11 protein-coding genes are annotated in these 11,809 nt (G+C 66.0%); 7 read left to right on the plus strand and 4 right to left on the minus strand.

The window, feature by feature from the left end; all coding sequences use genetic code 11:
* Positions 1 to 19: 19 nt before the first annotated feature.
* Positions 20 to 1,003, plus strand: a complete 984-nt coding sequence (locus tag M1248_RS30690) for a heme A synthase (RefSeq protein ID WP_317150640.1) — start codon at positions 20 to 22, stop codon at positions 1,001 to 1,003.
* Here the strand turns inward: M1248_RS30690 and M1248_RS30695 are convergent.
* Complete coding sequence (locus tag M1248_RS30695) at positions 899 to 1,837, minus strand: RimK family alpha-L-glutamate ligase (protein ID WP_163727432.1); 939 nt, start codon at positions 1,835 to 1,837, stop codon at positions 899 to 901. The two genes, M1248_RS30690 and M1248_RS30695, sit on opposite strands and share 105 nt — an antisense overlap.
* Positions 1,838 to 1,856: 19 nt before the next feature.
* On the opposite strand from M1248_RS30695, the gene M1248_RS30700 reads away from it, so the two are divergent.
* Entirely contained in the window at positions 1,857 to 2,828 is a 972-nt protein-coding gene (locus M1248_RS30700; RefSeq protein WP_163727429.1) for a quinone oxidoreductase family protein, read from the plus strand.
* On the opposite strand, the gene M1248_RS30705 is transcribed toward M1248_RS30700, so the two are convergent.
* Positions 2,825 to 3,772, minus strand: coding sequence for a DUF1214 domain-containing protein (locus M1248_RS30705; RefSeq protein WP_163727426.1), 948 nt, complete (start codon positions 3,770 to 3,772; stop codon positions 2,825 to 2,827). The genes M1248_RS30700 and M1248_RS30705 overlap by 4 nt on opposite strands.
* A 2-nt stretch (positions 3,773 to 3,774) precedes the next feature.
* A complete protein-coding gene (locus tag M1248_RS30710; RefSeq protein WP_163727424.1) occupies positions 3,775 to 4,707 on the minus strand; it encodes a heme o synthase in 933 nt (310 codons plus the stop codon).
* Between the two features lie 178 nt (positions 4,708 to 4,885).
* On the opposite strand from M1248_RS30710, the gene tkt reads away from it, so the two are divergent.
* From tkt to pgl, 5 genes are all read left to right on the plus strand, one after another.
* Positions 4,886 to 6,979, plus strand: coding sequence for a transketolase (gene tkt / locus M1248_RS30715; RefSeq protein ID WP_317150636.1), 2,094 nt, complete (start codon positions 4,886 to 4,888; stop codon positions 6,977 to 6,979).
* A gap of 99 nt (positions 6,980 to 7,078) precedes the next feature.
* Complete coding sequence (gene tal, locus M1248_RS30720) at positions 7,079 to 8,209, plus strand: transaldolase (protein WP_163727418.1); 1,131 nt, start codon at positions 7,079 to 7,081, stop codon at positions 8,207 to 8,209.
* The gene (gene zwf, locus M1248_RS30725; RefSeq protein WP_163727417.1) at positions 8,206 to 9,732 is read left to right on the plus strand and encodes a glucose-6-phosphate dehydrogenase; all 1,527 of its coding nucleotides are present in this window, start codon (positions 8,206 to 8,208) and stop codon (positions 9,730 to 9,732) included. Before tal ends, zwf begins: the two co-directional genes overlap by 4 nt.
* On the plus strand, positions 9,732 to 10,643 hold the full coding sequence (opcA, locus tag M1248_RS30730) for a glucose-6-phosphate dehydrogenase assembly protein OpcA (RefSeq protein WP_163737050.1): 912 nt from the start codon (positions 9,732 to 9,734) through the stop codon (positions 10,641 to 10,643). Before zwf ends, opcA begins: the two co-directional genes overlap by 1 nt.
* On the plus strand, positions 10,640 to 11,377 hold the full coding sequence (gene pgl / locus M1248_RS30735) for a 6-phosphogluconolactonase (RefSeq protein ID WP_163727414.1): 738 nt from the start codon (positions 10,640 to 10,642) through the stop codon (positions 11,375 to 11,377). The genes opcA and pgl overlap by 4 nt, the downstream gene beginning before the upstream one ends.
* A gap of 28 nt (positions 11,378 to 11,405) precedes the next feature.
* Here pgl and M1248_RS30740 read toward each other — a convergent pair whose 3' ends face one another.
* Positions 11,406 to 11,627 carry a hypothetical protein gene (locus tag M1248_RS30740; RefSeq protein ID WP_163727411.1) on the minus strand — a complete coding sequence of 74 codons (222 nt, stop codon included), beginning with the start codon at positions 11,625 to 11,627 and terminating at the stop codon, positions 11,406 to 11,408.
* Positions 11,628 to 11,809 lie beyond the last annotated feature (182 nt).

Genomic DNA, 11,809 nt, shown 5'->3' on the forward strand with positions numbered 1-11,809 from the left:
CGGACGAATCTTCCTGCGACTGGTCGACCTTCTGCCGTTGCCGAGCCTGCGGGTCCAGCGCGCCATCGCCGCCGCCGTCATCCTGACCCAGGGCGGTATCGCGGTGACCGGCGCCATCGTCCGCGTCACCGCCTCGGGCCTCGGCTGCCCGACCTGGCCGCAGTGCTTCCCCGGCAGCTTCACCCCGATCCCGCACCCCGAGGTCGCGGGCATCCATCAGGCCGTTGAGTTCGGCAACCGGATGATCACCTTCCTGGTGGTACTCACCGCGGCGTTGGCGGTCCTGGCTGTCACGCGTGCCCGCAGGCGCCGCGAGGTCCTGATCTACGCGTGGCTGATGCCGGCGTCGACGGTTGTTCAGGCCGTGATCGGTGGCATCACGGTGCTGACCGGCCTGCTGTGGTGGACGGTCGCCATTCACCTCCTGGCGTCGATGACCATGGTCTGGGTCTCGGTGCTGCTCTTCGTGAAGATCGGCGAGCCCGACGGCGGCGCGGTACGGCACCGCGTTCCGAAACCGTTGCGCCAGTTGACCGTCCTGAGCGCCGTCGCGCTGGCGGCCGTGCTCGTCACGGGGACGCTGGTCACCGGTGCCGGCCCGCACGCCGGCGACAAGAGCATCACCCAGCCGGTGCCGCGGCTTGAACTGGAAATCGTCACCCTGGTGCAGCTGCACGCAACGTTGTTGGTGGCTTACCTGTCACTGTTGGTGGCTTTGGTGTTCGGGCTGCGCGCGGTCAACGCAGCACGACCGGTCGTCAGGCGACTCGCCGTGCTGCTGGTTCTCGTGGCTGCGCAAGCTCTTGTCGGGCGCGTGCAATACGCCCTCGGTATCCCCGCCGCTCTGGTGGCGCTGCACGTCGCCGGTGCGGCCACATGCACGGCGGCCACCGCCGCGCTATGGGCGTCGATGCGAGAGCGGGCCGAGCCCGAGGCGCTCGAGGGTGTCCTCGACCCCGACGGCGAAGTCGCGTTGCCTGCCGCTCCGGGTAGCGGCGTCTAGCTGCCGCCACCCCAGCGACGGTTCGACGAGTTCGAGCTCCAGCAGTTGCGGATCGTCTGGTCCACCGATCACATCGACCCGCGCGTACAGCAGCTCGGCCGCGTGGATGCCAAGGCGCGCGGCCGCCGCCGACAGTGCAGCGTGCCCGACGTCCCACAGCTCGAAGTCCGGCTCGGCCGGGGTCAGCGACTCCTCGGCGTACGTGCCCGAGTCGTCGAACGCGGGCTGACTTCCCGGCGACGGCAGGATCGGCCCCTTGGTGAACGCATGCGACTGGCGGCCGCTCAGGAAGACCAGGGCCGTCTCGCCGTTTTCGACACGCCGGTCGTAGGGCTGCACCAAAGCCGTCCGGCCGTCGTCGTGCAGCGACGCGATGTGACGACGGGCCGCTTGAGTATCGCGGAACCGTTGTGCGCCAACAGATCCCGCGCCAACAGCAGGTTTGACGACGATTTCGCCCCTCGGCAGCTGCACCCGCTCGCCCGGGGCGATGAACGTGCTCGGGATGACGGGCACACCGGCCTCGGCGAGGTCGGCCAGATATGTCTTGTCGGTGTTCCACGAGACCACTGCGGGAGGGTTGACGAGGTTGCGGACTTTCGTCGTCCATTCGAGGAACTCGTCGAGCCGCTCGATGTAGTCCCACGTCGCCCGCAGAATCACCAGGTCAGCCTCCAGCGTGTCGGGATCGTCCCAGGGCAGCCAGCGGGCGTGCAGTCCTCGCCGGCGCAGCGCCGCAACGAGTTCGTCATCGTCACCGTCGCCCTCGGGTAACGCCTGGCAGCCGGCCAGCACGATGCGCGGATGGAAGACGTCGGGGCGGGCCAGCTTCATATCAAGGCAGGATAGAAGGATGTACGCCATCGAAGTCGCCGAGACCGGCGGACCAGAAGTGCTGACCTACGCCAAGAAGCCGCAGCCGACCCCCGGGCCCGGCGAAGTGTTGATCAAAGCCGAAGCGATCGGCGTGAACTTCCTCGACACGTATTTCCGCTCGGGGCTGTATCCGCGGGAGCTGCCGTTCATCCTCGGCAACGAGGTGTGCGGCACCGTCGAAGCCGTCGGCGAGGAGGTCGCGGCGCTGGCGGTCGGCGACCGCGTTGTCACCGCCCAGGCCAACGGCGCCTATGCCGAATACGCCTTGGCGACAGCCGATTTCTGCGCCTACGTGCCGGACGGCGTCGGCGCCGACGTGGCCGCGGCCGCCCTGCTCAAGGGGATGACCGCGCACTACCTGATCAAGTCGACGTATCCCGTGCAGCAGGGTGATGCCATTCTGGTGCACGCCGGCGCAGGAGGCGTGGGGCTGATCCTGACGCAGTGGGCCACCAGCATGGCCGCCCGCGTGATCACCACGGTGTCCACGCCGGAGAAGGCGGAACTGTCGCGGCAGGCGGGCGCCGTCGAGGTCCTCGACTACCCAGACGATGCCGCGGAGTTCGGCGCCAAGATCAAAGACCTCACCGACGGCGGCGTCGCCGTGGTGTACGACGGCGTCGGCGCCGACACCTTCGATGCCAGCATCGCCAGCCTTGCCGTCCGCGGCACGCTGGCGCTGTTCGGGGCGTCCAGCGGGCCGGTGCCACCCTTCGATCCGCAGCGGCTCAACGCCGCCGGCTCACTGTTCCTGACCCGACCGACGCTCGTGCACTACACCCGCACGCCCGATGAGTTCGCTTGGCGCGCTGGAGAATTGCTCGATGCCATCGCCAGCGGCACGATCAACGTCACGGTCAGCGAGCGCTACCGCCTCGAGGACGCCCAACAGGCGCACCGCGACCTGCAGGGCCGCAAGACGGTCGGCTCCGTCGTGCTGATCCCCTAGGCCGGCTCCGCGGCCGGGAACGTCCAGGACCCGTCGAGGATCTCCTGGCGCGGCCGGTACAGCCGCACCAGGTAGTTCCAGCCGGGCGTGATCGGCAGGCAGTTGGCTGCGGACCCGTCGCACCCGCCGAACTGGATGTGCACCGCGCCGTCGGCATTCCTGGCTGCGGTGATGTTGTTCAGCGAATAGGCGTTCTGCTCGTTGGGGGTGAAGTAGCCGTCGGCGTTGTAGACGGTGATCGACCAGAAACCGTCGACAGGAACATCGGACACCGTGAGCCGGTGGACGGTGGCGCCGTCGTTGTGCGGCGGCGTGACCGTGAGGTACAGCGCCTCCTTCTCGGGGTTTCCGCCCCACGCGGCTGCCGACCCGATCAACCGTCGCACGGGGTCGGTGTCCGCTTCGGTGCCGAACATGCGCTTGCTGTCGGGCAGCGTCGCGAACAGCGCGACGAGCGCATCTCGAACCTGCTTCTGGCTCACCGGATCCCAGTCCGGGACCTCGAAGCGACCCCGGTCGGTCTGCTCGGCCGTGATCGCGTCCTGCAGTGCGTGAACCTGGTCCATATCGGCGGGCTCGTTCGGATCGACGAGGGTTCGTACCGCCAGCATCACGTAACGAGTGCCGATCTGTTCGCGGGTGTACTTGCGCCTGCCCGATGTGTAGCGCACCTCAGGCACATAGTGGTCCTCGGTGATCACCTGAAGCGACATGAACCGCCCGCCGGAGTCCGGCATGGTGACGGTCAGGTCTGAAGCGTCGAGGTCGAACACCCCCACCGAGTAGAGGGTGTCGCGGTTTTGGCGCACCACCAGCTGGTCGTCGATCTCGCCGAGGCCGCGGAAGTGAAGGAACGCGCCGAAGCCGTCGCCGTTGGCGATGTTGCCGAAGTAGAGATCGGTCTCCGCGCGGATGAAGTTGTCCGGGGAGACGTGTGTGGGCACTCTCAGACTGTAAACAGCGTTGGTAGCGCCAGTGCCGAATCGACCGCCAGCGCGAGGAACACCACCGCCAGGTAGTTGTTCGACTGCAGGAACAGCCGCAGCGGCTTGACCGGCTCACCGCGACGCACACCGCCGTAGAGCTGATGCGCCATCACCAGGAACCACGCACCGGCCAGGATGGCGACGGCCGCGTACAGCCACCCGGTGGCCAGTGCGAGCGCGAGCGTGGCCGCGACCGTCAGCCAGGTGTAGATCAGAATCTGCTTGGTCACCTGTTGCTCGGTGGCCACCACGGGCAGCATCGGCACGCCAGCCGCCGCGTAATCCTCCTTGTAGCGCATCGCCAACGCCCAGGTGTGCGGCGGCGTCCAGAAGAAGATGATCGCGAACATGACCAGCGCGGGCCATTGGATGGTTCCGGTGACCGCCGACCAGCCGATCATCACCGGCATGCAGCCGGCCGCGCCGCCCCACACCACGTTCTGCGTCGTGCGGCGCTTGAGCAGCAGCGTGTAGACGAGCACGTAGAACGCGATCGTCGCACCGGCGAGATGGGCCGACAACATGTTGGTCGTCCACCACAGCCAGAAGAACGAGCCGACGGACAGCGCAAGGCCGAAGACCAGCGCATGGCTGCGCGGCACGGTGTCGCGGGCGAGCGGCCTGCGCTCGGTGCGCTTCATCTTCTTGTCGATGTCGGCGTCCGCCACGCAGTTCAACGTGTTGGCGCCCGCGGCCGCCAGCAAGCCGCCCACCAGCGTGTTCAGGATCAGCAGCGGATCGACGGTCCCGCGGTCGGCCAGCAGCATGGCCGGGATCGTGGTGACCAGGAGCAGCTCGATGACGCGCGGTTTCGTCAGCGCGAGGTAGCCCAACAGCGTGGTGCGCACTCGGCCGTGCGTCCCGACGGGGAGCTGGCTCTCGCGAATGTCCACGCAGTAACTCCTTGAAATAGCTGCAGCGCGCGCGGCGTCTACTACAGAGGATGGTAGACCGCTGCTCAATGGCCGCCTAATCGTCCCCCAAGCGGCCTGCAAGGGATGACGCTCCCGCACTAGGGTGTTTGAAGAGGCAGCTTTGCCGAGCTCACCCGTCGACCAGGAGAGGGCGCCTGTGACCACGCTCGAAGAGATTTCCACCCTTACCCGTCCCCATCACCCCGACGATTGGGCCGACGTGGACTCGGTGGCGGTCGACACCGTTCGGGTGCTGGCCGCCGACGCGGTGCAGAAGGTGGGCAACGGGCACCCCGGAACCGCGATGAGCCTGGCGCCGCTGGCGTACACCCTCTTCCAGCGCCAGATGCGCCACGACCCCAGCGACGTGCACTGGCTCGGCCGCGATCGCTTCGTGCTGTCCTGCGGACATTCCAGCCTCACGCTGTACATCCAGCTGTACCTCGGCGGCTTCGGCCTGGAGCTGTCCGACATCGAGTCGCTGCGGACGTGGAAATCCAAGACGCCCGGCCATCCCGAGTTCCGCCACACCAAAGGCGTGGAGATCACGACCGGACCCCTGGGTCAGGGCCTGGCGTCGGCGGTCGGCATGGCGATGGCATCGCGCTACGAGCGCGGCCTGTTCGACCCCGACCCGGCGTGGGGTGAGAGCCCGTTCGACCACTACATCTACGTCATCGCCTCCGACGGTGACATCGAGGAGGGCGTCACCAGCGAGGCGTCCTCGCTGGCGGGCACCCAGCAGCTCGGCAACCTCATCGTGTTCTACGACCACAATCAGATCTCCATCGAGCACGACACGAATATCGCCCTCTCCGAAGATGTTCCGGCCCGCTACCGCGCTTACGGCTGGCATGTTCAGGAGGTCGAGGGCGGTGAGAACGTCGTCGGTATCGAGCAGGCCATCGAAGAGGCGAAGAAGGTCACCGACAAGCCGTCGTTCATCTCGGTCCGCACGATCATCGGCTACCCCGCGCCCACCAAGATGAACACCGGTGGTGTGCACGGCTCGGCGCTGGGCGAGGAAGAGGTCGCGGCCACCAAGAAGGTGCTGGGCTTCGACCCGGACAAGACCTTCGAGGTGCGCCCCGAGGTCATCGAGCACACCCGCAAGCTGGTGGAGCGCGGCAAGGAAGCCCACGAGAAGTGGCAGCCGACCTTCGACGCCTGGGCCGAGCGTGAACCCGAGCGCAAGAAGCTGCTGGATCGGCTGACCGCCGAGGAGCTGCCCGAGGGCTGGGATGCGGACCTGACATATTGGGAGCCCGGCTCCAAGGCCGTCGCCACCCGCGCGGCCTTCGGCCAGGTGCTCAATGACGTGGCACCGAAGCTGCCGGAGCTGTGGGGCGGCTCGGCCGATCTCGCGGGTAGCAACAACACCACCATCAAGGGCGTCAAATCCTTTGGGCCACCCTCGATCTCGACCGAGGACTTCACCGCGGACTGGTACGGCCGGGTGCTGCACTTCGGTATTCGTGAGCACGCGATGGGATCGATTCTGTCGGGCATCGTGCTGCACGGTCCGACCCGTGCGTTCGGTGGAACGTTCCTGCAGTTCTCCGATTACATGCGCCCCGCGGTCCGGCTGGCGTCGTTGATGGACATCGACACCATCTATATCTGGACCCACGACTCCATCGGTCTGGGCGAGGACGGACCCACCCATCAGCCGATCGAACATCTCGCGGCGCTGCGGGCGATCCCGAACCTCTCGGTGGTGCGGCCCGGCGATCCGAACGAGACGGCCTATGCGTGGCGCAGCATCCTGGCTCGCGGTAACGGCAGCGGTCCCGTCGGTTTCATCCTCACGCGTCAGGGCATCCCAGTACTGGAGGGCACCAGCGCCGAGGGTGTGGCGAAGGGTGGTTACGTGCTCGGCGGCGGTAACCCCGCCGACGACGCCGACGTGATCATCATCGGCACCGGCTCGGAGCTGCAGCTCGCAGTGGAAGCCAAGAAACTCTTGGCCGAAAAGGACATCACGGCATACGTCGTGTCGATGCCGTGCGTCGAGTGGTTCGAATCGCAGCCGAAGGAGTACCGCGATTCGGTACTCCCTCCGACGGTCTCGGCGCGAGTGGCGGTCGAGGCGGCCGTCGCGCAGAGCTGGTACAAGCTGGTCGGTGACACCGGCGAGATCGTCTCGATCGAGCACTACGGCGAATCGGCCGACGACAAGACGCTGTTCCGCGAGTTCGGTTTCACCCCAGAGGCCGTCGCGGCTGCCGCGGAGCGATCCATAGACAACTGACCGTTCAACGGTCGAAGACAACTGACCGTTCAACGGTCGAAGACAACTGACCGCTCAACGGTCGAAGACAACTAGAACTCAACGAGAAGGGCATCAATCATGACGCAGAACCCGAATTTGGCCGCCCTGAGCGCCGCCGGCGTCTCGGTTTGGCTCGACGACCTCTCGCGTGAGCGGCTGCAGACCGGCAACCTGCAGGAGCTCATCGACACCAAGTCGGTCGTCGGGGTCACCACCAACCCCTCGATCTTCCAAGCGGCACTGTCGAAGGGCGAAGCCTACGACGGTCAGGTCAAGGAGTTGGCCGAGCGCGGTGCGGACGTCGACGCGACGATTCGCACCGTCACGACCGACGACGTGCGCAACGCGTGCGACGTGCTGGCCAAGCAGTACGAGCTGTCCAACGGTGTCGACGGTCGCGTGTCGATCGAGGTGGATCCACGCCTCGCGCACGACACCGACAAGACGATCCTGCAGGCCATCGAGCTGTGGAAGATCGTCGACCGGCCCAACCTGCTGATCAAGATTCCGGCCACCGAAGCCGGCATTCCAGCCATCGCCTCCGTTCTCGCCGAAGGCATTTCGGTGAACGTCACGCTGATTTTCTCCGTCGAGCGCCACCGTCTGGTGATGGACGCCTACCTCCAGGGCCTGGAGAAAGCCAAGGACGCGGGCCACGACATCTCCAAGATCCACTCGGTTGCATCGTTCTTCGTGTCCCGGGTGGACACCGAGATCGACAAGCGTCTCGAGAAGATCGGCTCGGACGAAGCGTTAGAGCTGCGCGGTAAGGCCGGGGTGGCCAACGCCCATCTGGCGTATGCCGCCTATGAAGAAGTCTTCGTCGGCGGCTCGCGTTTCGAGGCGCTGAAGGCCGACGGCGCACGCGTGCAGCGACCGCTGTGGGCCTCGACCGGCGTGAAGAATCCCGACTACTCCGACACCCTCTACGTCACCGAGTTGGTCGCCCCCAACACGGTGAACACCATGCCGGAGAAGACGATGGACGCCGTGGCTGACCACGGCGTGATCACCGGTGACACCGTCACCGGCAAGGCCGACGAGGCACAGGGAGTGTTCGACAAGCTGGCTGCGGTCGGTATCGATCTTCCGGATGTGTTCAGATTGCTCGAGGACGAGGGCGTCGAGAAGTTCGAGAAGTCCTGGCAGGAGTTGCTGGACGCCACGCAGGAACAGCTCGACAGCAACAAGCCATCAGCCAAGAAATGAGCCAATGGCGTAATCCGCTGCGCGACAAGCGCGACAAGCGGATGCCCCACATCGCGGGACCGTGTGCCGTCGTCATCTTCGGCGTCACGGGCGACCTGGCGCGCAAGAAGGTGATGCCGGCGATCTATGACCTGGCCAACCGTGGACTGCTGCCCGCCAACTTTGCGCTCGTGGGCTTCGCCCGGCGTGATTGGTCGGACGAGGATTTCGCGAAACTGGTATTCGACTCCGTCAAAGATCACGCTCGCACAACGTTTCGTCAGGAGGTCTGGGATCGGCTCGCCGAGGGAATCCGCTTCGTGCAGGGCACCTTTGACGACGACAAGGGTTACCAGCGGTTGGCCGAGTCACTCGACAAGCTCGATGCCGAGCGCGGGACCGGCGGCAATCACGCGTTCTACCTGTCGATTCCGCCCAACGCGTTCCCGGTCGTGTGCGAACAGCTGAAGAAATCGGGGCTCGCGAACAAGCCGGAGGGTTCCTGGAGCCGGGTGGTCATCGAGAAGCCGTTCGGCCATGACCTGCAGAGCGCGCGGGAGCTCAATAGCGTGGTGAACAGCATCTTCCCCGAGGAGTCGGTGTTCCGCATCGACCATTACCTCGGCAAGGAGACGGTGCAGAACATCCTGGCACTGCGCTTCGCCAACGAATTGTACGAACCGATCTGGAACAACAACTACGTCGACAGCGTCCAGATCACGATGGCCGAGGACATCGGTCTCGGTGGCCGTGGCGGTTACTACGACGGTGTCGGCGCGGCCCGCGACGTCATCCAGAATCATCTGCTGCAACTGATGGCGCTTACGGCCATGGAGGAGCCGGTCAACTTCGGGCCGGGTGACCTCCAGGCGGAGAAGATCAAGGTGCTTTCGGCCACCCAGGTGATGCAGCCGCTGGATCAGACCACCGCACGCGGTCAGTACGCCGCGGGTTGGCAGGGCAGTTCGAAGGTCGTCGGGTTGCTCGAGGAGGAGGGGTTCTCCAAGGACTCGACCACCGAGACCTACGCGGCGATAGCCCTGGAGATCGACACCCGCCGCTGGGCGGGTGTCCCATTCTTCCTGCGCACCGGAAAGCGCTTGGGCCGCAGGGTCACCGAGATCGCACTGATCTTCAAGAGGGCACCCCACCTGCCGTTCGACAAGACGATGACCGAGGAACTCGGCCAGAACGCTTTAGTGATCCGGGTGCAGCCGGACGAGGGCATCACCACGCGGTTCGGCTCCAAGGTTCCCGGCAGCGCCATGGAAGTCCGCGACGTGAACATGGACTTCTCCTACGGCTCGGCATTCGCCGAGGACTCCCCCGAGGCCTATGAGCGGTTGATCCTCGACGTGCTGCTCGGTGAACCGTCGTTGTTCCCGGTCAACCGCGAGGTCGAATTCTCCTGGGAGATCCTCGATCCCGTGCTGGAGTACTGGGCGTCACACGGCAAGCCGCAGGCCTATGAGTCCGGCACCTGGGGGCCGGAGTCGGCCGACGAGATGATGCACCGCATGGGCCGGGAATGGAGGCGCCCGTAATGATCGTCGACCTGCCCAACACGAACACCAACGACATCAACAAGAAGATCACCGGCCTTCGCGAAGAGGGTGGCGCGATCACGTTGAGCCGGGTGCTCACGCTCGTCATCTCGCTGCACACCGATGATCTGCTCGAGGATTCGATCGAGGCGGCAAACTTTGCGAGCCGTGAGCACCCGTGCCGGGTGATCGTGGTGGTGGCCGGCGATCGGGACGCCACCGAGCCCCGACTGGATGCGCAGCTGCGGGTCGGCGCCGACGCCGGAGCCGGCGAAGTGGTCGCGCTGCATCTGCACGGCGAGATGGCCGACCACGCCAGCAGTGTGGTGCTGCCCTTCTTGCTGCCCGACACCCCGGTGGTGGCGTGGTGGCCGGCCGGTGGGCCTGACGATCCGTCGCAAGACCCCCTTGGACAGTTGGCGATACGGCGAATCACCAATGCGACGGATTGCGCCGATCCGATGGCGGCGATCAAGGGTCGCCTGGCCGGCTACAGCTCGGGTGACACCGATCTGGCGTGGGCCCGCATCACCTACTGGCGTGCGCTGCTGACGGCCGCGCTCGATCAGCCCCCGTTCGAGCCCGTCACCTCGGCGGTGGTGTCCGGACTTCGCGACGAACCCTCCCTCGACGTCCTCGCGGGTTGGCTGGCCACCAGGATCGACGGCCCCGTGACGCGGGAGATCGGCGAATTGAAGGTCGAGCTGATCCGCAGCAGCGAGACCATCACGCTGCGACGGCCGCAGACCGGTGTGACGGCGACGATCAGCAGGACCGCGAAACCGGACTCGCTGATCCCGTTGGCCCGCAGGGAAGCCAAGGAGTGCCTGGCCGAGGACCTGCGCAGGCTCGACGCCGACGAGATCTACCACGAGGCGCTGAAGGGAATCGAGAAGGTGCAGTACGTATGAGCACTGTCGTCGAGAAGTATCCGGACACAGACGCTTTGGTGGCGGCCGCCGGTGACCGGCTGGTGGGTGCGATCACCGACGCGATCAGCCGGCGGGGCCGTGCCCTGATCGTGCTGACCGGCGGTGGCACCGGCACCGGGCTGTTGAAGCGGGTTCGCGAACAGGCCGACGAAATCGACTGGTCGAAGGTGCATCTGTTCTGGGGCGACGATCGGTTCGTGCCCGCCGACGACGACGAGCGCAACGAGAAGCAGGCACGCGAGGCACTGATCGATCACGTCGACATCCCCGCCGCGAATGTGCATGCGATGGCGCCCAGCGGTGCAGCGTTCGGAGACGACCTCGACGCAGCCGCGTCGGCGTATGAGCGAGTGCTGGCCGAGAACGCCGACGAAGGTCAGCGCGAACCCGACTTCGACGTCCACCTGCTGGGGATGGGCGGTGAGGGGCATGTCAACTCACTGTTCCCGGATACGCCCGCGGTGAAGGAGACCAGCCGGTTGGTATTGGGCGTGACCGACTCCCCCAAACCGCCTCCGCGACGAATCACGTTGACGCTGCCCGCCGTTCAACGGTCTCGTGAGGTGTGGCTGGTGGTATCCGGCGAGGCGAAGGCCGACGCGGTTGCCGCGGCAATCGGGGGCGCCAGCCCCGTCGATGTACCGTCCGCCGGTGCGGTCGGTCGGGAGGCGACGGTATGGCTGCTCGACGAGGGTGCGGCGTCGAAGCTCTAGCGGGGTCGGCGGGCGCTACTCACCGAGTTCAAGCCTTCTCTTCCGCCGACAGATTCGGGGGTGGTGGAGGCGGGGGTGGGGGCGGCTTTTTCTTGCCGAGGGTCTCGGTTGAGCTCGAGGACGCCGCGTAGGTGTCGGCGTCAGAGCCAGGCTCGGCAAAGGCGGGTGCCGCCGAGGCGAGCACCGCGATGGCGGTTCCCGCCAGAAGCGCGACTGCGCGTCGACGGAGGGTGCTAGATGTTGGCGTCATACAAGAAGTGTCGTGATGTCGGCGTCGTCGCGTAACCGCCGGCGAGTCAGATTTGCACCCCAACAAGACAGGGTTTCCTATCCGCTGGGCAAGCGATCTGACTTCGGCCGAAGCATCGCGTAACGAAGCGAGCCTGTCACGAATTCTGTGTAAGTCCGAGATGGGACTACTACGAGTTGTAC

Origin of the sequence: Mycobacterium sp. 29Ha (assembly GCF_032883055.1) — a bacterium.
Taxonomy (GTDB): domain Bacteria; phylum Actinomycetota; class Actinomycetes; order Mycobacteriales; family Mycobacteriaceae; genus Mycobacterium; species Mycobacterium gallinarum.

Bases quoted from the DNA above. Each gene is read 5' to 3' on its own strand.
- M1248_RS30695 (WP_163727432.1), bottom strand. From the start codon at position 1,837: ATGAAGCTGGCCCGCCCCGACGTCTTCCATCCGCGCATCGTGCTGGCC.
- M1248_RS30700 (WP_163727429.1), top strand. From the start codon at position 1,857: ATGTACGCCATCGAAGTCGCCGAGACCGGCGGACCAGAAGTGCTGACC.
- tal (WP_163727418.1), top strand. From the start codon at position 7,079: ATGACGCAGAACCCGAATTTGGCCGCCCTGAGCGCCGCCGGCGTCTCG.
- zwf (WP_163727417.1), top strand. From the start codon at position 8,206: ATGAGCCAATGGCGTAATCCGCTGCGCGACAAGCGCGACAAGCGGATG.
- opcA (WP_163737050.1), top strand. From the start codon at position 9,732: ATGATCGTCGACCTGCCCAACACGAACACCAACGACATCAACAAGAAG.
- pgl (WP_163727414.1), top strand. From the start codon at position 10,640: ATGAGCACTGTCGTCGAGAAGTATCCGGACACAGACGCTTTGGTGGCG.
- M1248_RS30740 (WP_163727411.1), bottom strand. From the start codon at position 11,627: ATGACGCCAACATCTAGCACCCTCCGTCGACGCGCAGTCGCGCTTCTG.